General features: G+C 57.1%; 23 protein-coding genes. 22 read left to right on the top strand and 1 reads right to left on the bottom strand.

What is annotated here, in order from left to right:
- Nucleotides 1–10 precede the first annotated feature (10 nt).
- The 12 genes from coaBC to spoVM all read left to right on the top strand — a co-directional run bounded on the left by coaBC (nucleotide 11) and on the right by spoVM (nucleotide 12,715).
- Nucleotides 11–1,216 (top strand): bifunctional phosphopantothenoylcysteine decarboxylase/phosphopantothenate--cysteine ligase CoaBC, encoded by a 1,206-nt coding sequence (gene coaBC, locus ETC02_RS00720; protein ID WP_033016073.1) that lies wholly within the window; start codon nucleotides 11–13, stop codon nucleotides 1,214–1,216.
- Complete coding sequence (gene priA, locus ETC02_RS00725; RefSeq protein ID WP_033011200.1) at nucleotides 1,213–3,618, top strand: primosomal protein N'; 2,406 nt, start codon at nucleotides 1,213–1,215, stop codon at nucleotides 3,616–3,618. Before coaBC ends, priA begins: the two co-directional genes overlap by 4 nt.
- A 17-nt stretch (nucleotides 3,619–3,635) precedes the next feature.
- On the top strand, nucleotides 3,636–4,109 hold the full coding sequence (def, locus tag ETC02_RS00730; RefSeq protein ID WP_033016092.1) for a peptide deformylase: 474 nt from the start codon (nucleotides 3,636–3,638) through the stop codon (nucleotides 4,107–4,109).
- A gap of 6 nt (nucleotides 4,110–4,115) precedes the next feature.
- The gene (fmt, locus tag ETC02_RS00735; RefSeq protein ID WP_044741250.1) at nucleotides 4,116–5,075 is read left to right on the top strand and encodes a methionyl-tRNA formyltransferase; all 960 of its coding nucleotides are present in this window, start codon (nucleotides 4,116–4,118) and stop codon (nucleotides 5,073–5,075) included.
- Nucleotides 5,062–6,396 carry a 16S rRNA (cytosine(967)-C(5))-methyltransferase RsmB gene (gene rsmB / locus ETC02_RS00740; RefSeq protein ID WP_050368489.1) on the top strand — a complete coding sequence of 445 codons (1,335 nt, stop codon included), beginning with the start codon at nucleotides 5,062–5,064 and terminating at the stop codon, nucleotides 6,394–6,396. The genes fmt and rsmB overlap by 14 nt, the downstream gene beginning before the upstream one ends.
- 5 nt (nucleotides 6,397–6,401) lie before the next feature.
- Nucleotides 6,402–7,502, top strand: coding sequence for a dual-specificity RNA methyltransferase RlmN (gene rlmN / locus ETC02_RS00745; protein WP_033011194.1), 1,101 nt, complete (start codon nucleotides 6,402–6,404; stop codon nucleotides 7,500–7,502).
- Nucleotides 7,503–7,507: 5 nt separating this feature from the next.
- Nucleotides 7,508–8,257, top strand: a complete 750-nt coding sequence (locus tag ETC02_RS00750) for a Stp1/IreP family PP2C-type Ser/Thr phosphatase (protein ID WP_033011190.1) — start codon at nucleotides 7,508–7,510, stop codon at nucleotides 8,255–8,257.
- Nucleotides 8,258–8,262: 5 nt separating this feature from the next.
- Nucleotides 8,263–10,239, top strand: coding sequence for a Stk1 family PASTA domain-containing Ser/Thr kinase (pknB, locus tag ETC02_RS00755; protein WP_063211244.1), 1,977 nt, complete (start codon nucleotides 8,263–8,265; stop codon nucleotides 10,237–10,239).
- Nucleotides 10,240–10,243: 4 nt separating this feature from the next.
- The gene (gene rsgA, locus ETC02_RS00760; protein ID WP_033011188.1) at nucleotides 10,244–11,125 is read left to right on the top strand and encodes a ribosome small subunit-dependent GTPase A; all 882 of its coding nucleotides are present in this window, start codon (nucleotides 10,244–10,246) and stop codon (nucleotides 11,123–11,125) included.
- A 3-nt stretch (nucleotides 11,126–11,128) separates the two neighbouring features.
- The gene (gene rpe / locus ETC02_RS00765; RefSeq protein ID WP_033011186.1) at nucleotides 11,129–11,785 is read left to right on the top strand and encodes a ribulose-phosphate 3-epimerase; all 657 of its coding nucleotides are present in this window, start codon (nucleotides 11,129–11,131) and stop codon (nucleotides 11,783–11,785) included.
- Between the two features lie 115 nt (nucleotides 11,786–11,900).
- Complete coding sequence (locus ETC02_RS00770; RefSeq protein ID WP_033011184.1) at nucleotides 11,901–12,551, top strand: thiamine diphosphokinase; 651 nt, start codon at nucleotides 11,901–11,903, stop codon at nucleotides 12,549–12,551.
- 83 nt (nucleotides 12,552–12,634) lie between these two features.
- Nucleotides 12,635–12,715 (top strand): stage V sporulation protein SpoVM, encoded by an 81-nt coding sequence (spoVM, locus tag ETC02_RS00775; RefSeq protein ID WP_033011182.1) that lies wholly within the window; start codon nucleotides 12,635–12,637, stop codon nucleotides 12,713–12,715.
- Nucleotides 12,716–12,754: 39 nt separating this feature from the next.
- Here the strand turns inward: spoVM and rpmB are convergent, their stop codons facing one another.
- Nucleotides 12,755–12,940, bottom strand: a complete 186-nt coding sequence (rpmB, locus tag ETC02_RS00780) for a 50S ribosomal protein L28 (RefSeq protein ID WP_033011180.1) — start codon at nucleotides 12,938–12,940, stop codon at nucleotides 12,755–12,757.
- A gap of 226 nt (nucleotides 12,941–13,166) precedes the next feature.
- Here rpmB and ETC02_RS00785 point away from each other — a divergent pair, with 226 nt between their 5' ends.
- The 10 genes from ETC02_RS00785 to ETC02_RS00830 all read left to right on the top strand — a co-directional run bounded on the left by ETC02_RS00785 (nucleotide 13,167) and on the right by ETC02_RS00830 (nucleotide 22,626).
- The gene (locus tag ETC02_RS00785; RefSeq protein ID WP_033011178.1) at nucleotides 13,167–13,529 is read left to right on the top strand and encodes an Asp23/Gls24 family envelope stress response protein; all 363 of its coding nucleotides are present in this window, start codon (nucleotides 13,167–13,169) and stop codon (nucleotides 13,527–13,529) included.
- A 17-nt stretch (nucleotides 13,530–13,546) separates the two neighbouring features.
- Nucleotides 13,547–15,217 (top strand): DAK2 domain-containing protein, encoded by a 1,671-nt coding sequence (locus ETC02_RS00790; protein ID WP_050368490.1) that lies wholly within the window; start codon nucleotides 13,547–13,549, stop codon nucleotides 15,215–15,217.
- 65 nt (nucleotides 15,218–15,282) lie between these two features.
- Nucleotides 15,283–15,945, top strand: a complete 663-nt coding sequence (sdaAB, locus tag ETC02_RS00795; RefSeq protein WP_050368491.1) for an L-serine ammonia-lyase, iron-sulfur-dependent subunit beta — start codon at nucleotides 15,283–15,285, stop codon at nucleotides 15,943–15,945.
- Between the two features lie 67 nt (nucleotides 15,946–16,012).
- Nucleotides 16,013–16,897, top strand: coding sequence for an L-serine ammonia-lyase, iron-sulfur-dependent, subunit alpha (gene sdaAA / locus ETC02_RS00800; RefSeq protein ID WP_063211184.1), 885 nt, complete (start codon nucleotides 16,013–16,015; stop codon nucleotides 16,895–16,897).
- Nucleotides 16,894–18,942 (top strand): ATP-dependent DNA helicase RecG, encoded by a 2,049-nt coding sequence (recG, locus tag ETC02_RS00805; protein WP_050368492.1) that lies wholly within the window; start codon nucleotides 16,894–16,896, stop codon nucleotides 18,940–18,942. The genes sdaAA and recG overlap by 4 nt, the downstream gene beginning before the upstream one ends.
- Nucleotides 18,943–19,055: 113 nt before the next feature.
- On the top strand, nucleotides 19,056–19,652 hold the full coding sequence (gene fapR, locus ETC02_RS00810; protein ID WP_033011168.1) for a transcription factor FapR: 597 nt from the start codon (nucleotides 19,056–19,058) through the stop codon (nucleotides 19,650–19,652).
- Nucleotides 19,636–20,619 carry a phosphate acyltransferase PlsX gene (gene plsX, locus ETC02_RS00815; protein WP_063211186.1) on the top strand — a complete coding sequence of 328 codons (984 nt, stop codon included), beginning with the start codon at nucleotides 19,636–19,638 and terminating at the stop codon, nucleotides 20,617–20,619. Before fapR ends, plsX begins: the two co-directional genes overlap by 17 nt.
- Before the next feature lie 20 nt (nucleotides 20,620–20,639).
- A complete protein-coding gene (gene fabD / locus ETC02_RS00820; RefSeq protein ID WP_063211189.1) occupies nucleotides 20,640–21,581 on the top strand; it encodes an ACP S-malonyltransferase in 942 nt (313 codons plus the stop codon).
- A 7-nt stretch (nucleotides 21,582–21,588) separates the two neighbouring features.
- On the top strand, nucleotides 21,589–22,332 hold the full coding sequence (fabG, locus tag ETC02_RS00825) for a 3-oxoacyl-[acyl-carrier-protein] reductase (RefSeq protein WP_033011164.1): 744 nt from the start codon (nucleotides 21,589–21,591) through the stop codon (nucleotides 22,330–22,332).
- Nucleotides 22,333–22,392: 60 nt separating this feature from the next.
- Entirely contained in the window at nucleotides 22,393–22,626 is a 234-nt protein-coding gene (locus tag ETC02_RS00830; RefSeq protein WP_020959317.1) for an acyl carrier protein, read from the top strand.
- Nucleotides 22,627–22,778: the final 152 nt, after the last annotated feature.

Here is a 22,778-nt window from a genome sequence, read left to right on the forward strand (position 1 = left end):
GGTGGCCAACATGATCAAGGGAAAACATATTTTGCTTTGTGTGACCGGGGGGGTGGCGGCGTACAAGGCGGCGGTGCTCACCAGCCAGCTCGTCCAGCGCGGCGCTGAAGTAAAAGTGATCATGACAGAAGGGGCGTGCCAGTTCATTACACCGCTCACGTTTCAAGCATTGTCGCGCCAGGAAGTGTATGTCGATACATTTGCCGAAAACAACCCGGCCGTCATCGCCCATATCGATTTGGCGGACTGGGCGGATCTCGTCCTCGTTGCACCGGCGACGGCCAATACGATGGCGAAGCTGGCCGCCGGCATCGCCGATAATATGGTGACGACGACGATTTTGGCGACGAAAGCGCCCGTCTGGATCGCTCCGGCGATGAACGTTCATATGTACGAGCATCCGGCCGTTCGGGCGAACATGGAGCGGCTCTGTGAGTTCGGCTACCGGTTCATCGAACCGTCGGAAGGCTACTTGGCGTGCGGCTACATCGGCAAAGGGCGTCTCGAGGAACCGGAGAACATCATTGCCCATATCGAGCGGTTTTTTGCCGGCGATCCGCCGCTGTTTCGCGGGAAGCGCATTCTTGTCACCGCCGGGCCGACGCGGGAGAAGCTCGACCCAGTCCGCTATTTCTCTAACTATTCGAGCGGAAAAATGGGCTACGCCATCGCCGAAGCGGCGGCCCGCTTCGGCGCTTCGGTGACGCTCGTCTCCGGACCGACGGCGCTCCCATCGCCCGATGGCGTCGAGACGGTGGCGGTTGAATCGGCGGAAGAAATGTATGAAGCGGTTTTGTCTCGCTTTGCGGAAACGGACATCGTGATCAAAGCGGCGGCGGTCGCCGATTATCGGCCGAAATATGTCGCAGCTTCCAAAATTAAAAAGCAACCGGGCGGTTATGTCGTCGAGATGGAGCGGACGGTCGATATTTTGAAGGCGCTTGGCGAGCGGAAAACGGGGCAGATTTTGGTTGGATTTGCCGCTGAGACGGACAACCTTGAGCAGTATGCGTTAAAAAAACTGGAAGAAAAGCGGCTCGATATGGTCGTCGCCAACAATGTCACCGAAGAAGGCGCAGGGTTTGCCGGCGATACGAACATCGTCACCATCTTCCGCCGCGACGGCGTCGTTCGGCCGCTGCCGCTCATGACAAAACGCGAGGCGGCCGAGGAAATTTTAAAAGAAATACATGCCTATATCGAGGGGATTCGATGAAAGTCGCCTCCGTGATTGTCGATGTTCCGTCCCGGCAGACGGACCGCCCGTTCGATTATGCGATCCCGGAGCGCTGGCAAGGCGTCATCCAGCCGGGCATGCGGGTGACGGTGCCGTTTGGGGCGCGGCGCTTGCAAGGGTTTGTCGTCGAGGTGAAAGACCATTCCGACATCAAGCAGCTGAAACCGATTGAGCATGTGCTTGATGTCGTGCCGGTGTTAAACGAAGAGCTGCTGGATCTTGGCCGCTATTTAACGGAAACGACGCTCTGTTTCGCCATCTCGGCGTACCAGGCGATGCTGCCGGCGGCGATGCGGGCGAAATATGAAAAAACGCTCCGCTTGACGGATGAACGAAATCGGGAAGCATTGCCGGACGACCTAAAGCCGCTGTTTGTCCATCAAATGGAAGTGGCTTGGAAAGACATTGAAGCCGCCAGCTTATGGCGGGCGGCGCAAAAAGCGGTGCAACAAGGTGTGCTTGAAGCCGTTTACGAAGTGAAAGAAAAAGCAGGCAAGAAAACGGTGAAGCATGCGCGTTTGGCCGTTCCGGACAAACAGGCAAACGACGCGCTGGCGGCGCTGCCTTCAAGGCAAAAGGACGTGCTTTCGTTTTTGCTTGAAAAAGGGGAAGCGGTGCCGGTTGCCGAGCTGCAAGCGGCGCTTGGCGTTTCCTCAGCGCCGCTGAAAGCGCTCGTCGACAAAGGATTGGTGGTGCTGAACGATGTCGAGGTGTACCGCGACCCGTACGAACATCGCACGTTTCAGCCGAGCGAGCCGCCGGCGCTCACTCCGGCACAAGAAGCGGCGTTGGCGAAAATCGCCGCTTCGGTGCGCGCCGGAGAGCACCGCACGTTTTTGCTTTACGGCGTCACCGGGAGCGGGAAGACGGAAGTGTACATGCAGGCGATCGACGAAGTGCTGCGCCAAGGGAAAGAGGCGATCGTCCTTGTCCCGGAAATTTCACTGACGCCGCAAATGGTCGAGCGGTTTAAGGGGCGGTTCGGTCCGAAGGTGGCAGTGCTCCACAGCGGGCTGTCCATCGGGGAAAAATACGACGAATGGCGGAAAATTCACCGGAAAGAAGTGCAGCTTGTCGTCGGTGCGCGCTCAGCCGTGTTTGCCCCGTTTGAAAACTTAGGGATGATCATCATCGACGAAGAACATGAGACGAGCTATAAGCAAGAAGAAATGCCGCGCTACCACGCGCGCGATGTCGCCATTTACCGCGCACGCCGCCACAGCTGCCCGGTCGTGCTTGGCAGCGCCACCCCCTCGCTTGAGACGTTCGCCCGCGCCGCCAAAGGGGTGTACGAGCTGCTTGAGCTGCCGGAGCGCGTCAGCCGCCAAGGTTTGCCGTCGGTCCATGTCGTCGATATGCGCGAGGAACTGCGCAGCGGCAACCGCTCCATGTTTTCACGCCGGCTGCTTGACGGGTTGCGTGCTCGGCTCGAACGCGGCGAGCAGGCGGTGCTGTTTTTAAACCGGCGCGGCTATTCAACGTTTGTCATGTGCCGCGGCTGCGGCTACGTCATCCGTTGTCCGCATTGCGACATCTCGCTTACGTACCATCGCGCCGGCGAGCGGATGAAATGCCATTATTGCGGGCATGAAGAGCCGCTTGCCCCCCGCTGTCCGTCGTGCGGAAGCGAACACATCCGCTTTTTTGGCACTGGCACGCAAAAAGTGGAAGAAGAACTGACGAGGTTGCTGCCGAAAGCGCGCGTCATCCGCATGGATGTCGACACGACCGGCCGCAAAGGGGCGCACGAAGAGCTGCTTTCCCGTTTTGCCGCCAAGGAAGCCGATATTTTGCTCGGCACGCAAATGATTGCCAAAGGGCTCGATTTTCCAAACGTCACGCTCGTCGGCGTGCTGGCGGCTGACACGATGCTGCATTTGCCCGATTTCCGCGCCGCGGAAAAAACGTTTCAGCTGCTGACACAAGTGAGCGGGCGCGCCGGACGGCATGAGCTGCCGGGTGAAGTCGTCATTCAGACGTACACGCCCGACCATTACAGCATCGAGCTTGCCGCCCGCCATGACTATCGCGCCTTTTATCGGCGGGAGATGATGCTGCGCAAAGCGCACGGTTATCCGCCGTACTACTACTTGACGCTCATCACGGTCGCCCACCAGGAAGCGCCGGCTGCCGCCAAGACGGCGGAAAAAATCGCCGCCTACATGCGCAAACAGCTGTCAAACGAGGCGGTCGTTCTCGGTCCGGTCGCCTCGCCGATCGCCCGCCTTCACGATAGATATCGTTACCAGTGCATGATAAAATACAAACGGGAACCGAATGTAACGGCGGCGCTCAAAGCGGTCATCGACCGCTACCAAGCCGATGCCGCCCATGGCGGAGCGGCCATCACCGTCGATACGAACCCGTATATGATGATGTGAAAATGGAGGAAATGACGTTGCCAATATTGCCGATTGTCACATATCCCGCCCCGATTTTGGAGCAGCCGTGCGCCCCGGTGACAACGTTTGACCGCGAGCTTGCCCGGCTGCTTGACGACATGTACGATACGATGCTTGCCGCTGACGGGGTCGGCTTGGCCGCCCCGCAAGTCGGCATCGCCAAGCAGATCGCCGTCATTGACGTCGGCGATGAACACGGCCGGATTGAGCTCATCAACCCAGTTATCCTCGAGGCGCGCGGCGAAGAGGTCGATGTGGAAGGCTGTTTGAGCTTTCCCGGCCTGTTTGGCGAAGTGCCGCGCGCGAAATTTGTGAACGTGCGGGCGCAAAACCGGCGCGGCCGTTCGTTTACGCTTTCGGCCGCCGGTTTTTTGGCGCGCGCGTTGCAGCATGAAATCGACCATTTGCACGGTGTGCTGTTTACATCAAAAGTGATCCGTTACTGTGATCTTGAGGAATTGGAAGGATAGATGCCGATGACGAACATTGTGTTTATGGGGACTCCTGATTTTGCCGTGCCGATTTTGCGGCAGCTTCTTGACGACGGCTATCATGTTTCGGCGGTTGTCACCCAGCCGGATAAGCCAAAAGGGCGGAAGCGCCAGCTCGTGCCACCCCCGGTGAAAGTGGAAGCGGAGCGCCACGGCATCCCGGTGCTGCAGCCGACAAAAATTCGCGAGCCGGAGCAATACGAACAAGTGTTGGCGTTTGCGCCTGATTTGATTGTGACGGCGGCGTTCGGGCAAATTTTGCCGAAAGCGCTGCTGGAAGCGCCGAAATACGGCTGCATCAATGTCCATGCCTCGCTTCTGCCCGAGCTGCGCGGCGGGGCGCCGATCCATTATGCCATCTGGCAAGGAAAAACGAAAACGGGCGTCACGATCATGTATATGGTCGAGAAGCTGGATGCCGGCGATATGTTGGCGCAAGTCGAGGTGCCGATTGCTGAAACGGATACGGTCGGCACGCTCCATGATAAATTGAGCGCCGCCGGGGCTAAACTATTATCAGAAACGCTTCCACTTTTATTGGAAGGAAACGTTACGCCCGTTCCGCAAGATGAGGAGAAAGCGACGTATGCGCCGAACATTCGCCGCGAGCAGGAGCGGATCGACTGGACGCAGCCTGGCGAAGCCATTTACAACCATATTCGCGCCTTCCATCCGTGGCCGGTTGCGTATACGACACACAGCGGGAACGTTTGGAAAGTTTGGTGGGGAGAAAAAGTGCCGACACCAGAAGCGGCGCCGCCGGGCACGATTGTGGCGCTCGAGGAAAACGGCATTGTCGTGGCCACCGGCAATGAGACAGCCATTCGCATCACCGAATTGCAGCCGGCCGGCAAAAAGCGGATGGCCGCCGGCGAGTTTTTGCGCGGCGCCGGCAGCCGTCTTTCGGTCGGCATGAAGCTAGGAGAGGATCATGAACGTACGTGAACTTGCGTTAGAGACATTGTTGGCAATTGAACAACAAGGAGCCTACAGCCATCTGGAGCTCAATGAAGCGATTCGCAAAGGCCGGCTTGACGGGCGCGATGCGGCGTTGCTGACGGAGATCGTCTACGGCACGGTGCAGCGGCGTGATACGCTTGACTACTATTTAGCGCCGTTTTTGCGAAAGGCGCGCCGGCTGGAGCCGTGGGTGCGCATGCTGCTCCGGTTGACGCTGTACCAAATGGTGTATTTGGACCGCGTCCCGGATCACGCCGCCATTTTTGAAGCGGTCGAGATCGCCAAGCGGCGCGGCCATCGCGGCATCGCCTCGCTTGTCAACGGCGTTTTGCGCACGATCGGCCGTGAGGGTTTGCCTTCGCTTGAGGCGATTCACGACTCCGGAAAACGGCTCGCCGTCGCCACCAGCCATCCGGAATGGCTTGTCCGGCGTTGGATCGGCCAATACGGTTTTGAGGAAACGGCGCGCATGTGCGAAACGAATTTGCGCCCGCCGCAGTCAACAGCTCGCGTCAACCGGCTGCGGGCGACGGTGGAGGAAGCGCTTGACCGGCTGCGTGCTGAAGGCATGGCAGCTGCTCCCGGCCATCTCGCGCCGGAGGCCGTCCGCGCGGAAAAAGGAAATTTGGCGCATACGCAAGCGTTTCGCGCTGGTTTGCTGACGATTCAAGATGAAAGCTCGATGCTTGTCGCCCGGGCGCTTGATCCGGCTCCCGGCGAGCGGGTGCTTGACTGCTGCGCGGCGCCCGGGGGGAAGACGACCCATATCGCCGAGCGGATGGGCGGCCGCGGTGAAGTGGTCGCCGTCGATGTTCATGAGCATAAAGTGAAGCTCATTGAGCAGCAGGCGCAAAGGCTTGGGTTTCGCTGCATCACCACCCTCGCCCTTGACAGCCGCCGGCTCGGCGAGCGGTTTGCCCCTGAGTCGTTTGACCGCATTTTGGTCGATGCGCCGTGCACCGGATTCGGCGTCATTCGCCGCAAGCCGGAGATCAAATACACGAAAGGGAAAGACGACGTCGCCGCGCTCGTTGCGGTGCAGCAAGCCATTTTGCGGGCGGCCGCGCCGCTGTTGAAAAAAGGGGGCGTGCTTGTTTACAGCACGTGCACCATCGAGCGCGAAGAGAATGAAGACGCGATCGCCCGTTTTTTGGCCGACCATCCGGATTTTGCCCTTGACGACCGTCTCGCCGAGCGGATGCCAGAGCCGGTGCGGCCGCGCGTGCGAAGCGGAATGCTGCAGCTGTTGCCGCATTATTTTGATTCCGACGGGTTTTTTATCGCATTACTACGAAAGAAGGTGTAAATGGAGTGGAAATCGTCCAGACCGCTGTCCGCCGGGCCTCCAGCGGCGGGCAGCCGCCATCGTTGCCGTCTGTTTATTCGCTCACGCTTGACGAGTGGAAAGAATGGCTTGCTGCTCAAGGCGAAAAGCCGTTTCGCGCCACACAAATTTACGAATGGCTGTATGAAAAGCGCGTCACCGATTTTGCCGAGATGACGAACTTGCCGAAACGGCTGCGCGAACAGCTCGCGGCGTCGTTTTCGATCACGACGCTCAAAACGATTGTCAAGCAAACGTCCAAAGATGGGACGATCAAGTTTTTGTTTGAGCTCCATGACGGCTATTCGATCGAGACCGTGCTCATGCGCCATAACTACGGCAATTCGGTGTGCGTGACGACCCAAGTCGGCTGCCGCATCGGCTGCACGTTTTGCGCCTCGACGCTCGGTGGGCTGAAGCGTCATTTGGAAGCGGGCGAAATCGTCGCTCAAGTTGTACACGTGCAAAAGGCGCTCGATGAGACCAATGAGCGCGTCAGCAGCATCGTCGTGATGGGCATTGGCGAGCCGTTTGACAATTACGATGCGCTCATCAAATTTTTGCGCATCGTCAACCATCCGAAAGGGTTGAACATCGGCGCCCGCCATATCACCGTGTCAACGAGCGGGATTATTCCGAAAATCTATCAATTTGCTGACGAAGGCATGCAAATCAATTTCGCCATTTCGCTGCATGCACCGACGAACGAGCTGCGGACGAAGCTGATGCCGATTAATAAGGCGTATCCGCTGCCGAAGCTCATGGAGGCGGTCCGATACTACATTGAAAAAACTGGACGGCGCGTGACGTTCGAGTACGGATTGTTCGGCGGAGTGAATGACCAACTTGAGCATGCCGAGCAGCTGGCCGAGCTGCTTAAAGGGCTGAAATGCCATGTGAATTTGATTCCGGTCAACTATGTGCCGGAGCGAAATTATGTGCGCACGCCGCGCAACCAAATTTTTGCCTTTGAACGGGCGCTGAAAAAACATGGAATCAACGTCACCATTCGCCGCGAACACGGACACGACATCGATGCCGCCTGCGGACAGCTTCGCGCGAAGGAGCGGAAAGAAGAGACGAGGTGAATCGGATGCGAGCCGTTTTCCGAACTGATATCGGCCAAATTCGCGAGCATAACGAAGACAACGGCGGTGTATTTGTCAACGAAAGCGGCCAATATTTCGCGGTTGTCGCCGATGGAATGGGCGGTCACCGCGCCGGCGATGTGGCGAGCGCGATGGCGGTGGCGCACTTGCAAGAGCAATGGGAGCAAGCGCCGTGCGTTTCCTCGCCGGCTGAGGCGGAGCAGTGGCTGAAAGTGCAGATCGCAGCCGCCAATGAGCGGCTGTTTCGCTACGCCCTCTCCCATCCGGAATGCCAAGGGATGGGAACGACGGTCGTCGGCGCCATTTGCGCTGGGCCGTTTGCCACCATCGCGCATATCGGCGACAGCCGCTGCTACTTATTGAACCAAAACGGAATTCAACAGTTGACCGATGACCATTCTCTTGTCAATGAGCTGGTCAAAAGCGGGCAAATTTCCAAAGAGGACGCCGAACACCATCCACGCAAAAACGTGCTTTTGCGGGCGCTTGGCACCGAACCGGCCGTGAAGGTCGATATCAAAACCGTTTCCATCGATGACGGCGATATGCTCCTGCTATGCTCGGACGGATTGTCAAACAAAGTGCCCGAGGCAGACATCGTGCAAATTTTGACCGGTGCCGGCGCGCTTGAAGAAAAAGCGCAGGCGCTCATCGAATTGGCGAACGGGCGGGGCGGGGAAGACAACATTTCGCTTGCAGTCGTTGATTTTTCAGTGGAACGTGAAGGTGGGTGATCGGCGTGCTTATCGGAAAGCGATTGAACGACCGCTACAAAATCATCAGCCTGATCGGCGGCGGCGGCATGGCGAATGTCTATTTGGCCCGCGACATCATTTTGGAGCGCGATGTCGCCGTGAAAGTGCTCCGCCTTGATTTTGCCAACGACGACCGGTTTATTAAACGGTTCCGCCGCGAAGCGCAGGCGGCGACGAGCTTAAATCATGAGCATATTGTGTCGATTTACGACGTCGGCGAGGAAGAAGGCCTTTATTATATCGTGATGGAGTATGTGCGCGGTTCGACGCTGAAACAGTACATTCAGCAGCATGCCCCGCTTCCGGTCGAGCGGGCGCTTTGCATCATGGACCAACTGACGTCGGCCATCGCCCATGCCCATGAGAACGGTATTATCCACCGCGACATTAAACCGCAAAACATTTTGCTTGATGAGCACGGCAACGTGAAAGTGACCGACTTCGGCATCGCGGTGGCGATGAGCGGAACGACGATTACACAGACGAACTCGGTGCTCGGTTCGGTTCATTATTTGTCGCCGGAGCAGGCGCGCGGCGGCATTGCCACTGAAAAGTCGGACATTTATTCGCTTGGCATCGTCATGTTTGAGCTTGTCACCGGCCGGCTGCCGTTTTCCGGCGAATCGGCCGTTTCGATCGTGCTGAAGCATTTGCAGGCGGAAACGCCGTCGCCCAAGGCGTGGAATCCCGACATTCCGCAAAGCGTCGAAAATATTATTTTAAAAGCGACGGCGAAAGACCCGTTTTACCGCTATGAATCGGCGCGCGCCATGAACGAGGACATCCGGACGGCGCTGGACCCGAGGCGGCGCAACGAGGCCAAATTCACGATCCCGGATGACGGCGATGAAGCGACGAAGGCCATCCCGATCATAAAACATCCGGAAAGTGCCGCGCTTGAGCCGGAGACGCTTGTCTATGAGGAAAAGGCGAACGAGCCGGCCAAAGCGGATGACGAGCCAAAGGCGAAGCCGAAACGGAAGCGGGTCTGGATCGCCTGGCTTGCCGCCGTCATCCTATTGCTTGGAGCGGCCGGCGTGAGCGCGCTCACATGGATTCCGGACGTGTTCTTTCCAAAGGAAGTGACGGTGCCGGATGTCGTCAATAAAGACTATGACGAAGCTGTTGAACAGTTGTCGGCGCTCGGCTTGGAAATCAAAGACACGATCGATGTCGAAGATGATGCAATAGAAAAAGGAAAAGTCGTGCGCACCGACCCGGAAGCCGGAATGACGGTGAAGCAAGGGGCCGGCATTGTCATCTATAAGAGCGCCGGCAAAAAGAAAATCGAGTTTCCAAGCTTTATCGGCGACGATATTTCGGCCGCCGAGGAGGAGCTGCGCGCGGAAGGGTTCACTCGCATTACGCGCAACGGCCGCCATAGCGATAAGCCGGAAGGGACGATTTTGGATCAATATCCGTACGCCGGCGATGAAGTCGTGCCGAGCGAAACGGAAGTGATGTTCACGGTCAGCCTCGGTCCGGAAACCGTAACGCTCAAAGACTTGAGCGGCTATACGGAAAAAAGTGTGCGCGACTACGGCGAAGACCAAGGGCTGCGCATTGAAGTGAAGTACGAGTATTCCGATGAAGTGCCGAAAGGGCTTGTCATCTCGCAAACTCCGGCAGCCAATGAGCAGGTGGAAAAAGGCGAGACTGTTACGGTCGTCATTTCCCGCGGCCCGGAGCCGAAACCATCCAAAACGGTCATCAAAGAAATCGTCATCCCATACGAGCCGGCGGAAAACGGACAGGTGGTGGAAGCCCAGCTTTACATTCAAGATGCGAACCATAACATGACAACGCCATATAAAACGTACCGGCTGACAGGGCCGGTCACGGAGATCGTAGAGTTTGAAATTCCATACGGGGAGACGGCGTATTATCGCGTTATTGTCAACAATGTTGTCAAAGACGAAGGATCGATTCCATATCCAGAACACGGCGGAAAAAAGGAGTGAGGCTATGGCAGAAGGGCAAATCATCAAAGCGTTGAGCGGATTTTATTACGTGCTCTCGGAAGGGAATGTGTTTCAGTGCCGCGGGCGCGGTGTGTTTCGCAAGCAAAAAGTGACGCCGCTTGTCGGCGACCGCGTTGTCTTTACGGCGACAAGCGAGACGGAAGGCTACATTTTGGACATTCGCGAGCGGCAAAATGAACTGGTGCGGCCGCCGATCGCCAACGTCGAGCAGGCGATTTTAGTTTTTTCTGCCGTAAGCCCGGACTTTAGCGCCAAGCTGTTGGACCGCTTTCTCGTCTTAATCGAATCGAAGGAAATTGCGCCGATTATCGTCATTAGCAAAATGGATTTGCTCGATGGCGAGGCGAAAGACGCGATCGCCCGTTATGCAGGTGATTACCGGCGCATTGGCTATGAGGTGATTGAGACGTCGGCCGTGACAAAAGACGGCCTCGATAAGCTGGCGGCGCACCTGCGCGGCCGCGTCTCGGTCGTTGCCGGACAGTCCGGCGTCGGCAAGTCATCGCTGTTAAATGCGCTTCGCCCGGATTTGCGGCTGAAAACCGGCGATATTTCCACCCATTTAGGGCGCGGCAAACATACGACCCGCCACGTCGAGCTGCTGGAGGTGGCCGGCGGGCTCGTCGCCGACACACCGGGGTTTAGCGCCCTCGAGTTCGACGATATTGAACTTGACGAGCTGCCGCGCTATTTTCCGGAATTCCGGGAATACGGAGAAGGGTGCAAGTTCCGCGGCTGCCTTCATGTGGCCGAACCGAAATGTGCGGTCCGCGAGGCGGCTGAGGCTGGGGACATTCCGCCGTACCGCTACGACCATTATTTAAGTTTTGTTGCGGAAATGAAAGAACGAAAGCCGAGGTATTGAACGATGATTCGAATTGCGCCATCGATTTTGTCAGCTGATTTTGCCCGTTTGGCCGAGGAAATCCGTTCGGTGGAAGAAGGCGGAGCCGATTGGCTTCATGTCGATGTCATGGACGGACGGTTCGTGCCGAATATCACGATCGGGCCGCCGGTCGTTGCCGCCATTCGCCCGGTGACGAAGCTGCCGCTTGACGTTCATTTAATGATCGCCGACCCTGACCGATACATTCCGGCGTTCGCCAAAGCCGGGGCGGACATCATCTCCGTCCACGCCGAGGCGTGCGTGCATTTGCACCGGACGATTCACTTTATTAAAGAGCAAGGTGTCAAGGCCGGGGTCGTGTTGAATCCGCATACGCCGGTTGAGACAATCCGCCATGTCATCGCCGACGTCGATCTTGTCCTATTGATGACAGTCAACCCGGGGTTTGGCGGGCAGGCGTTCATTCCGTCCGTCGTGCCGAAAATTCGCGAAGTCGCCCGTTTGGCCGGCGAACAAAACAAGGCGCTGGACATCGAAGTGGACGGCGGCGTCAACGCGAAAACAGCGCCGCTTTGCGCCGAAGCCGGGGCGAATGTGCTCGTCGCCGGGTCGGCCATTTACAATGAGGCGGACCGGGCGGCGGCCATTCGCGCTTTGCGAGAAGCGTGCGCCAAGTAGAGAACGGGCTCCTGCATCCGGCAGCCGCTGCAACGGTAGGCGGTGAGCGCCGGAAAAGCCAGGCAAGGCGAAACAAGGCTTTTTCTTATTGAAAAAGGCGAAGGGGGGAAGGGGAATGGTGATCCATATTGTCGGCGGCGGCCCGCGTGAGCTTCTCCCTAGCTTGCGCCGCTATGACGGCGCGGATGTGCATTGGGTCGGCGTCGACCGCGGCACAACGGCGCTGCTTGAAGCCGGCCTCCAGCCGGTGCGGGCGTTTGGCGATTTCGATTCCGTGCCGGCTGAAGAAGTGGCCAAGCTTCAGCAAATGCTTCCGGATTTGGAAATATGGCCGGCAGAAAAAGACAAAACAGATATGGAGATCGCCCTTGATTGGGCGGTGGAACAGGACGCCTGCCACATCCGTCTGTTTGGCGCCACCGGCGGACGGCTTGACCATCTGTTTGGCAATGTCGAGCTGTTGCTGAAATACGCCGGCCGGCCGATTGAAATCGTCGACCGGCAAAATGTGTTGACCGTCCATCTGCCCGGCGTGCATACGATCACACGCGACGATCGATACCGCTATGTGTCTTACATCCCGATTTCTGAAACGGTGGCGGGGCTCACGCTTATTGGATTTAAATATCCATTGGCCGACTGTCATATTTCCCGCGGTTCCACACTATGTATTAGTAATGAACTTATCCAATCTTCCGGTACTTTTTCGTTTTCGGAAGGCATATTAATGATGATAAGGAGCAGCGATTTTGCCGGCTGTCCGTAGTTGCGATTGGTCAGCAACGGAATATACTGGATAAGGAAATGGCGGGAAGCGCGTGATATGACGGGTGTGAGGAGGGAATCGGGATGAAGTTTTATACGATCAAGCTGCCGAAATTTTTAGGCGGAATTGTGCGGGCGGTGTTGAACGCGTTTAAAAAAGGGTAAGAAAAAAGCACCATTTTTGGTGCTTTTTTTGTTGAACGGTTAGACGCGTTTCACTTTTCCGGATTTCAAGGCGCGCGCCGAAACCCAAACGCGTTTCGGTTTGCCGTCGACTAAAATGCGCACTTTTTGCAAGTTGGCTTTCCACGTGCGGCGGCTGGCGTTCATGGCGTGCGAACGTGTGTTGCCGAACGATTTTTTCTTGCCGGTAATGAAGCATTTCGCCATCGTTTTTCCCTCCTTGCTTTTACATCCCTCTAAAAACACTATTATAATTTATCATACAACGGAAGGGATTGCAATAGACGCGCTCTTTCTCTTTCAAGAAAATGTCCTTGACATATATTTCAGTTTTCGGCTAAATAATACTAGTGGGCGGCCGAGCGCTTTGAAAACAGAAAACGTTATAGTACAATGGGGGTAGCTGTGCGAGATACGCAAAGGGGGAACGAACATGTCAATTGAATGGCAAACAAAATATGGGCGCATTGAAATTGCCAATGAGGTCATTGCCATGATTGCCGGGGGAGCGGCCGTCGATTGCTACGGCATTGTCGGAATGGCGTCGAAAAATCAAATTCGCGACGGGCTGTCGGAAATTTTGCGCCGTGAGAACTTTTCCAAAGGAGTTATCGTCCGCGAGGAAAACGGCGAAGTACATATCGACATGTACATCATCGTCAGTTACGGGACGAAAATTTCCGAAGTCGCCCACAATGTGCAGTCGAAAGTGAAATATACACTCGATCAGACGCTTGGATTGGCGGTTCAGTCCATCAACATTTACGTCCAAGGGGTTCGGGTGGTGAATCCGTAGTAAGGGGGAATCAGCCGGTGGCAATGAGGACGCTTGACGGAAGACGGTTTGCCGATATGGTGCAGCAAGGAGCCGCGCATTTGGCGAACAACGCCAAGGCGGTCGATGCGCTGAACGTCTTTCCGGTTCCAGATGGCGATACAGGAACAAACATGAACTTGTCGATGACGTCCGGAGCGAAAGAGGTGAAGGCGCATGTCTCCGACCATATCGGCAACGTCGCCGCGGCGCTGGCGAAAGGATTGTTGATGGGGGCGCGCGGCAATTCCGGCGTTATTTTGTCGCAGTTGTTCCGCGGGTTTGCCAAAGCAGTGGAAGGCAAACCGCAAGTGGACGGCTTCGAATTTGCCGCCGCCCTGCAAGCGGGGGTCGATACGGCCTATAAGGCGGTGATGAAGCCGGTCGAAGGAACGATGCTCACCGTAGCGAGAGAGGCGGCGCGCAAGGCAATTGAAACAGCGAAAAAAGATCGCGATGTCGTAGCGGTGATGGAAGCGGCGCTTGCAGAGGCGAAAGCCGCGCTCAAGCGCACGCCGGAGCTGCTGCCGATCTTAAAGGAAGTCGGGGTTGTCGACAGCGGCGGCCAAGGGCTTGTGTACGTGTACGAAGGATTCCTTGCCGCTTTGAAAGGAGAAGCTGTCAGCACCGCTCCCGCCGAAGTGCCGATGGAAGAGCTTGTAAAGATGGCTCATCATCAAAGCGCGCAAAGCCATATTCATACCGACGAAATTGAGTTTGGCTACTGTACGGAATTCATGGTTCGGTTTGAGAAGGACAAACTGGCCCAGCATCCGTTTTCCGAAGAAATGTTTCGCCGCGACTTGAGCCGATTTGGCGATTCTTTGCTTGTCGTCGCCGACGATGAGCTTGTCAAAGTGCACATCCATTCGGAAACGCCGGGCGAGGTGTTGACCTACGGCCAGCGCTACGGAAGTCTCATCAACATTAAAATTGAAAACATGCGCGAACAGCATGCCAACATCGTCGGCAAAGAGGCGGAACGGCCGCTGCAAGCCGGCGCGGAAGAAGCGAAGCCGTACGGCATCGTTGCCGTCGCGATGGGCGCCGGCGTGGCCGAATTGTTTCAAAGCATCGGCGCGCACGCGGTCATTGAAGGCGGACAGACGATGAACCCAAGCATCGAAGAAATCGCGGAGGCCATTCACCGCGTCAACGCGGAGACGGTGTTCGTGCTGCCGAACAACAAAAATGTCGTGATGGCGGCCAAACAAGCGGCCGAGCTTTCCGAGCGGCAGGTGATCGTCATCCCATCGAAAACCGTTCCGCAAGGCATGGCGGCGCTCTTGGCGTTCAATCCAGCGCAGTCAGCCGAGCAAAACGAGCGGGCGATGACGGCGGCGCTTTCGCGGGTGAAAACGGGGCAAGTGACGTTTTCTGTGCGCGATACAACAATCGATGGCGTCGAAATCGAAAAAGGCGACTACATGGGGCTGTTCGATGACCGCATCGTCGTCGCCGATAAGGACAAGTTGGCCGTGACGAAGCGGCTGCTTGATGCGCTCATTGACGAGGAAAGTGAAATTGTCACCATTTTGTACGGCGAGGATGCGACCGAAGTGGAAGTGGAAACTATTGTCGCCTATCTGGAAACGGAATATGATGGAGTGGAAGTCGAAGTGCACAACGGCCGGCAGCCGCTCTATCCGTTTATCATTTCCGTCGAATAATATGTTAAAATAATAGAAGGGAGCATTCCCTTCTATTTTTTTATGCGAACGGAGGAAAGGCACCGATGAAATATAAAAGCGTCTTTGACATCATCGGCCCGGTGATGGTCGGACCGTCAAGCTCGCATACCGCCGGGGCGGCGCGCATCGGCCTCGTCGCGCGCAAGCTGTTTGGAAGACAGCCTGAATGGGCGCGCATCTCGTTTTACGGCTCGTTTGCCGAAACGTACCGGGGGCATGGGACCGATGTGGCCATCGTCGCCGGGTTGCTTGGATTTGATACGTTTGATGATCGCATCCCGGACGCTCTGGCGATCGCTCAGGCTGCGGGAATGGACGTCTCGTTTTCCGCCGAAGAGGCGATTCCGCATCACCCGAACACGGCGCGTGTGCGCATTGGCGACGGAAAAGGGGAGCTTGAGCTTGTCGGCGTGTCCATTGGCGGAGGGAAAATTGAAATCATCGAGTTAAACGGGTTCGAGTTAAAGTTGTCGGGCCATCACCCAGCGCTATTAATCATGCATAACGACCGTTACGGGACGATCGGGGCAGTGGCCAGCGCGCTGGCGAAGCATGCCATTAATATCGGCCATATGGAAGTATCGCGCAAGGAAAAAGGGAAGGAAGCGCTGATGACGATCGAAGTCGATCAACCGTTGACCGACGAGCTTTTGCAAGAGTTGGAGCAGCTGCCTAACATTATTCAAGTAACCAAACTCGTTGATTAAAGCGAAAGCGGTTCCATGTTTTGCGAAGACAGCCATGATGACGGACAGGAAGGATGGGGAAAAGGGAATGTTTCGCAATGTTGCCGAGCTTGTTGCATTGGCGGAAAAAGAGCAAATCAAAATCGCTGAGGTGATGATCCGCCAAGAAGTCGAAGTGAGCGGGCGCAACCGGGAGGAGATTATGGCGCAAATGGAGCGCCACCTCGAAGTGATGGAGCGGGCTGTTGAAAGAGGGCTGCAAGGAGTCGTTTCCCGCTCGGGGCTGACAGGCGGCGATGCGGTGCGGGTGCAGCGCTATATCGAGCAGGGCCGCTTTTTGTCCGGGGAAACGATTTTGGATGCCGTCAGCAAAGCCATGGCGACAAATGAAGTGAACGCGGCCATGGGCGTCATTTGTGCGACGCCGACAGCGGGCTCAGCCGGCGTTGTCCCCGGGACGCTGTTTGCCGTGAAAGAGCGGTTGAAGCCGACGAGAAAAGAAATGGTCGAATTTTTGTTCACCGCTGGGGCGTTCGGCTATGTCGTCGCCAACAATGCTTCCATCTCAGGGGCGGCCGGCGGCTGTCAAGCCGAAGTCGGTTCGGCAGCCGGCATGGCGGCTGCGGCGCTCGTTGAGCTGGCCGGCGGAACGCCTGCTCAAGCAGCCGAAGCGATGGCGATCGCCTTAAAAAATATGCTAGGATTAGTATGTGATCCTGTCGCTGGCTTGGTCGAAGTGCCGTGCGTCAAACGGAATGCGATGGGGGCGGCCAACGCCATGATCGCTGCTGATATGGCGCTGGCCGGTGTAAAAAGCCGCATTCCGTGTGATGAAGTGATCGAGGCGATGTACCGCATCGGCGCGGCCATGCCGGTGGCGCTGAAAGAAACTGCGCAAGGGGGGTTGGCCGCGACGCCGACCGGCCGCGCCATCGCGGCCCGCATTTTCGGCGCTTCTGCGGCATCGAAGTGAACGAAACGATGCAACAGCCGGTGACGGCGGTCAAAGGCATCGGTGAAGAAACGGCTGCGGCGCTCGCCGACATCGGCATCACAACCGTCGGCGACCTGCTCATGTATGCGCCGTACCGGTATGACGATTACGAACAAAAAGATCTGGCCGCCGCCCGCCATGAAGAAAAAGTGACAGTGGAAGGGAAGGTGCACAGCGCCCCGCTTGTAACGTATTACGGAAAAAAAAAGTCGCGCCTTTCCTTTCGCCTGCTTTCCGGCCGCTATTTGATCACGGTTGTCTGCTTCAACCGCCCGTATTTGAAAGAAAAACTCGCCTTCAATGAAACGGTGACCGTAATCGGCAAGTGGGACCGGCACCGGCAGGCGATCAACGCCTATGAGCTTCGTTTCGGGGCCGCTCCGGAGACGGCCGGCATTGAACCGGTCTATTCGGTGCGCAGCCCGCTGACGGTCAAAACGATGCGCCGGCTCATGAAGGCGGCGTTCGCCCAGTTTGGCGCGCACATTCCCGACCCGCTGCCGCCCGCTTTGCGCCGCGCCTACCGTCTTGTCGACAAGCAGGAGGCGGTTCGCGCCCTTCATTTTCCGCGCTCGCGTGAAGAGTTGCACCAGGCGCGACGCCGGCTCGTCTATGAAGAGTTTTTGCTGTACCAGCTGAAAATGCAGGCGTTTCGGCGAATTGTGCGCGACGGGCAGCACGGCGTCTCCCATTCGTTTTCCGAAGAGCGGCTGGCGGCGTTTCTTTCCGCTTTGCCGTTTTCATTAACGAACGCCCAGCGGCGCGTCATCAAGGAGATTTTGGCCGATATGCGGGCGCCAAGGCAAATGAACCGTCTTTTGCAAGGCGATGTCGGCTCCGGCAAGACGGTCGTGGCCGCCGTGGCGCTGTATGCGGCGGTGTTGTCCGGCTTTCAAGGAGCGCTGATGGTGCCGACGGAAATTTTGGCTGAGCAGCATGCCCGCTCGCTCGCCGACCTGTTTGCCGGCACAGATGTCACGCTGGCGCTGTTGACAAGCTCCGTGAAAGGGAAGAGGCGCAAAGAGCTGCTTGCGGAATTGGAGGAAGGGGCGATCGACATCGTCATTGGGACGCACGCGTTGATTCAAGAAGGTGTACAGTTTCGCCGGCTCGGCCTCGCCATTACTGATGAGCAGCACCGGTTTGGCGTCGAGCAGCGTCGCATTTTGCGCGAAAAGGGGCATGCCCCGGACGTGCTGATGATGACGGCGACGCCAATTCCGCGCACGCTGGCGATCACGGCGTTCGGTGATATGGACGTATCAGTGCTCGACGAAATGCCGGCCGGGCGGAAGAAAGTGGAAACGTATTGGGTCAAGCATCATCAATTCGCGCGCGTGCTCGATTTTATCGAAAAAGAGCTTCGCCGGGGGCATCAGGCGTACGTCATTTGTCCGCTTATTGAAGAGTCGGAAAAATTGGATGTGCAAAATGCCATTGATGTTCATAGTCAGCTCGTCCACTACTACCGCGGGAAATATGAGATTGGCCTCATGCACGGCCGGCTGTCGGCCGATGAAAAAGAAGCGGTGATGCGAGCGTTCAGTGAAAACCGCATTCATGTGCTCGTTTCGACAACGGTCGTGGAAGTCGGGGTGAATGTGCCGAACGCCACTGTGATGGTCATCTATGACGCCGAACGGTTTGGACTTGCCCAGCTTCATCAGCTGCGCGGCCGGGTCGGGCGGGGGGACGCCCAGTCATACTGCATTTTAATTGCCGACCCGAAATCGGAAGTCGGCAAAGAACGGATGCGCATCATGACGGAGACGACGGACGGGTTTGTGCTGGCGGAAAAGGATTTGGAGCTGCGTGGTCCAGGCGATTTTTTCGGCACGAAACAAAGCGGGCTTCCGGAGTTTCAATTTGGCGATCCGGTGCATGATTACCGCATCTTGGAAGTCGCGCGCCGCGATGCCGCCAAACTCGTGTCGACGACGGCGTTTTGGCGTGATGAAGCGTACGCGGGGCTGCGCGCCGAACTTGAGGCGTCCGGCGTGCTCGATGGAGAAAAGTTAGATTAATAGGCAGGCGGCAAAATGTGGCCGCTTTTCACTTTTTCTGCTTGCATTCCGTTTTTTGATATTATATATTACTTTTAGTACCTAGTCATAAAACCGGACGGTGTAACGAATCGATGAGAAAAAGCAAACGCGAACGGCAACGGCTGCTGCAGGAGACGATCCGGGAAAATCCGTTTATTACCGACGAAGAGCTGGCAGAAAAGTTCTCAGTCAGCGTGCAGACGATCCGCCTCGACCGGCTTGAACTGTCGATTCCGGAGCTGCGCGAGCGCATTAAACATGTCGCTCGCCAGTCGTTCGCGGATAAAGTGCGGGCGCTGCCGCTTGAGGAAGTGATCGGCGATATTATCGACATTGAGCCGGATGAGAGCGCCATTTCCATTTTCGATGTGAAAGAAGATCATGTGTTCCGGCGCACCCGCATCGCCCGCGGCCATCATTTGTTCGCCCAGGCGAATTCGCTCGCCGTTGCCGTAATCCATGACGAATTGGCGCTGACGGCGAAAGCGACGATCCGCTTTGTTCGTCAAGTCAAGGAAGGCGAACGGGTGGTGGCGAAGGCGAAGGTGACCGGCAAAACGGCGAACGGGCGCACGATTGTCGACGTAAACAGCTACGTCGGCCAAGAGCTCGTGTTTTCCGGAACGTTCGAGATGTATCGTTCAAACATAGAGAAAAAGGATGGCGACAGCAATGAACATCGCGATTGATGCCATGGGAGGCGACCATGCTCCACGCGAAATCGTCCTTGGGGCGGCTCGAGCCGCCGCGCATTTTCCCGACATTCATATTACGCTTATCGGCGACGAAGCGAAAATCCGTCCGCATGTGCCGGACGGAGGGCGCCTGTCGATCCTCCATACTGATGAGGTGATTGAAGCGACCGATGAGCCGGTGCGGGCTGTGCGGCGCAAAAAAAACTCGTCGTTGGTGCGCATGGCGGAAGAAGTGAAAGAAGGGCGCGCTGACGCGTGCATATCGGCCGGCAATACTGGTGCGTTGATGGCGGCTGGGCTGTTTGTCGTTGGGCGGATTGCCGGCATCGACCGGCCAGCGCTCGCGCCGACATTGCCTACGCTGGACGGGCGGGGGTTTGTCTTTTTGGATGTCGGCGCCAATGTCGACGCCCGCCCGGAGCATTTGCAGCAATATGCGATTATGGGGCACGTGTATGCCCAACAAGTGCGGGGCATCGCCAAGCCGCGCATCGGCCTGCTCAACGTCGGCACCGAAGATCAAAAAGGGAATGAAACCGTGAAGCGGGCGTTCTCCTTGCTGAAAGAAACGAACCTTCATTTCATCGGCAATGTGGAGGCGCGTGATTTGCTGAATGGCGTGGCCGATGTCGTTGTCGCTGATGGGTTTGCCGGCAATGTCGCCTTAAAAACGATCGAGGGAACGGCGATGGCGCTTTTTTCGTTGCTCAAGCAGACGCTGACAAGCGGCGCGGTCGCAAAACTCGCCGCCGCTGTCCTCAAGCCGAAGCTCGCTGGACTGAAAAAGATGATGGACTACTCCGAATACGGCGGGGCGGCGTTGTTCGGCTTGAACGCTCCGGTCATTAAAGCGCACGGCTCATCCGATGCGAACGCTATTTTCCATGCCGTCCGCCAAGCGCGCGAGATGGTGGCCCATGATGTCATTGGCACGATCAAAGCGGAGCTCGAGCGGGCATAATGGATAAAGGAGGAAGCAAAATGGGGAAAATCGCCTTTTTATTTCCGGGACAAGGGTCGCAAACGGTCGGCATGGCCAAGGACGCCGCCGACCGCGACGCCCGCGCCCGTGCGGTGATTGAGGCGGCTGACGAGCGGCTCGGATTTCCGCTTTCTTCGCTCATGTTCAACGGGCCGCAAGCTGAGCTGACGCTGACGTACAACGCCCAGCCGGCGCTTTTGACCGCCAGCATCGCCTTGCTTCAGCTCGTAGACGGAGAAGGCTTGAAGGCCGATTACGTCGCCGGCCATAGTTTGGGTGAATACACGGCGCTCGTGGCCGCCGGCGCTATGTCGTTTGCCGACGCTGTCTATGCGGTGCGCCGCCGCGGCGAGCTGATGGATGAAGCGGTGCCGGCCGGCGAAGGGACGATGGCTGCCGTATTAGGGATGGAGGCAGAGGCGCTCGAAGCGGTGACGAACGAAATTGCCGCCCAAGGCCATCCGGTTGAGCCGGCCAATTTCAACTGCCCGGGGCAAATCGTCATCTCCGGTTCGAAAGCGGGAGTGGAAAAGGCGGGGCAGTTGGCGAAAGAGCGCGGCGCGAAACGCGTCATTCCGCTGGAAGTGAGCGGACCGTTCCATTCGTCGCTCATGAAGCCGGCGGCGGAAAAACTGCAGGCTGTTCTTGACAGCCTGGCCATTGAAGATGCTGCTGTTCCCGTCATCGCCAATGTAACGGCCGAGCCGGTGACGAAGAAAGAAGACATTGCCCGTCTTCTTATTGAACAGCTCTATTCGCCGGTGCGCTGGGAACAGTCGGTGCGCACGCTGTTGGCGTTTGGGGTCGACACGTTTGTCGAAATCGGACCGGGGAAAGTGTTGTCTGGCCTCGTGAAAAAAATCGACCGCAACGCCCGTGTTTATGCGGTAAACGATCTCGCTTCCTTGGAAACGACCATTGCGGCGCTGAAAGGAGAATAACAAAACAATGCTTGAAGGAAAAATCGCCCTCGTTACCGGGGCGTCGCGCGGCATCGGCCGGGCGGTTGCCTTGGAGCTCGCCCGTCAAGGGGCGAACGTCGTTGTCAACTATGCCGGCAGCGAGGCAAAAGCGAATGAAGTCGTTGAGATGATCCGCTCGCTCGGCCGCGAAGCGATCGCCGTCCAGGCGGACGTCGCCCGGGCGGAGGAGGTGGAGCGCTTGGTGAAAACAGCGCTCGACCAGTTCGGCCGCCTCGACATTTTGGTGAACAACGCCGGCATTACGCGCGACAATTTGCTCATGCGGATGAAAGAAGAAGAATGGGATGCGGTGATTAATACGAACTTAAAAGGGGTATTTCTTTGTACGAAGGCTGTGACACGGCCGATGATGAAGCAGCGCGGCGGCCGGATCATCAACATCGCCTCCGTCGTCGGGGTCATCGGCAACCCTGGGCAGGCGAACTACGTGGCGGCCAAAGCCGGCGTCATCGGATTGACGAAGACGGCCGCGCGCGAACTCGCGAGCCGGAACATCACCGTCAACGCCGTCGCACCGGGATTCATTACAACCGATATGACCGAAGCGCTCAGCGAGGAATTGAAGGGGGAAATGTTAAAACAAATTCCGCTCGCCCGTTTCGGCGAGCCGGATGACGTCGCCCGCGTTGTGGCGTTTCTCGCGTCCGACGCCGCCGGCTACATGACCGGCCAGACGCTTCACGTTGATGGCGGCATGGTCATGCCGTAACAAAAGGCGGCTAGTATTTTCCCTGAGAATCGACTATAATCATGAAGGGAGGTGAACAGAATGGCAGACGTATTGGAACGTGTCACGAAAATCATCGTCGACCGGCTCGGGGTTGACGAATCGCAAGTGACGCTCGAGGCGTCGTTCAAAGACGATTTGGGTGCTGACTCGCTCGACATCGTCGAATTGGTCATGGAGCTCGAAGACGAATTCAACATGGAAATTTCCGACGAAGAAGCGGAAAAAATTGTCACAGTCGGAGATGCTGTGAACTACATAAAAAGCCATCTGTAATCCCGCTTTTTTTGCAAAGTCCCGTTGCTCCGAACGGGGCTTTCTCTGCTTTTTAAGAGGCGCACGGGACCTAGCCGCGGAAAAAAGGCGCCTTTGCCACTCGCGTAGCGGGATGGTGAACGGATATAATAAAGGATAGTATACGGCCAGTT

Origin of the sequence: Geobacillus sp. DSP4a (assembly GCF_013096875.1) — a bacterium.
GTDB lineage: Bacteria > Bacillota > Bacilli > Bacillales > Anoxybacillaceae > Geobacillus > Geobacillus thermophilus.

Bases quoted from the DNA above. Each gene is read 5' to 3' on its own strand.
- coaBC (WP_033016073.1), top strand. From the start codon at position 11: ATGATCAAGGGAAAACATATTTTGCTTTGTGTGACCGGGGGGGTGGCG.
- priA (WP_033011200.1), top strand. From the start codon at position 1,213: ATGAAAGTCGCCTCCGTGATTGTCGATGTTCCGTCCCGGCAGACGGAC.
- fmt (WP_044741250.1), top strand. From the start codon at position 4,116: ATGACGAACATTGTGTTTATGGGGACTCCTGATTTTGCCGTGCCGATT.
- rsmB (WP_050368489.1), top strand. From the start codon at position 5,062: ATGAACGTACGTGAACTTGCGTTAGAGACATTGTTGGCAATTGAACAA.
- ETC02_RS00750 (WP_033011190.1), top strand. From the start codon at position 7,508: ATGCGAGCCGTTTTCCGAACTGATATCGGCCAAATTCGCGAGCATAAC.
- rsgA (WP_033011188.1), top strand. From the start codon at position 10,244: ATGGCAGAAGGGCAAATCATCAAAGCGTTGAGCGGATTTTATTACGTG.
- rpe (WP_033011186.1), top strand. From the start codon at position 11,129: ATGATTCGAATTGCGCCATCGATTTTGTCAGCTGATTTTGCCCGTTTG.
- ETC02_RS00770 (WP_033011184.1), top strand. From the start codon at position 11,901: ATGGTGATCCATATTGTCGGCGGCGGCCCGCGTGAGCTTCTCCCTAGC.
- spoVM (WP_033011182.1), top strand. From the start codon at position 12,635: ATGAAGTTTTATACGATCAAGCTGCCGAAATTTTTAGGCGGAATTGTG.
- rpmB (WP_033011180.1), bottom strand. From the start codon at position 12,940: ATGGCGAAATGCTTCATTACCGGCAAGAAAAAATCGTTCGGCAACACA.
- ETC02_RS00785 (WP_033011178.1), top strand. From the start codon at position 13,167: ATGTCAATTGAATGGCAAACAAAATATGGGCGCATTGAAATTGCCAAT.
- sdaAB (WP_050368491.1), top strand. From the start codon at position 15,283: ATGAAATATAAAAGCGTCTTTGACATCATCGGCCCGGTGATGGTCGGA.
- sdaAA (WP_063211184.1), top strand. From the start codon at position 16,013: ATGTTTCGCAATGTTGCCGAGCTTGTTGCATTGGCGGAAAAAGAGCAA.
- fapR (WP_033011168.1), top strand. From the start codon at position 19,056: ATGAGAAAAAGCAAACGCGAACGGCAACGGCTGCTGCAGGAGACGATC.
- plsX (WP_063211186.1), top strand. From the start codon at position 19,636: ATGAACATCGCGATTGATGCCATGGGAGGCGACCATGCTCCACGCGAA.
- fabD (WP_063211189.1), top strand. From the start codon at position 20,640: ATGGGGAAAATCGCCTTTTTATTTCCGGGACAAGGGTCGCAAACGGTC.
- fabG (WP_033011164.1), top strand. From the start codon at position 21,589: ATGCTTGAAGGAAAAATCGCCCTCGTTACCGGGGCGTCGCGCGGCATC.
- ETC02_RS00830 (WP_020959317.1), top strand. From the start codon at position 22,393: ATGGCAGACGTATTGGAACGTGTCACGAAAATCATCGTCGACCGGCTC.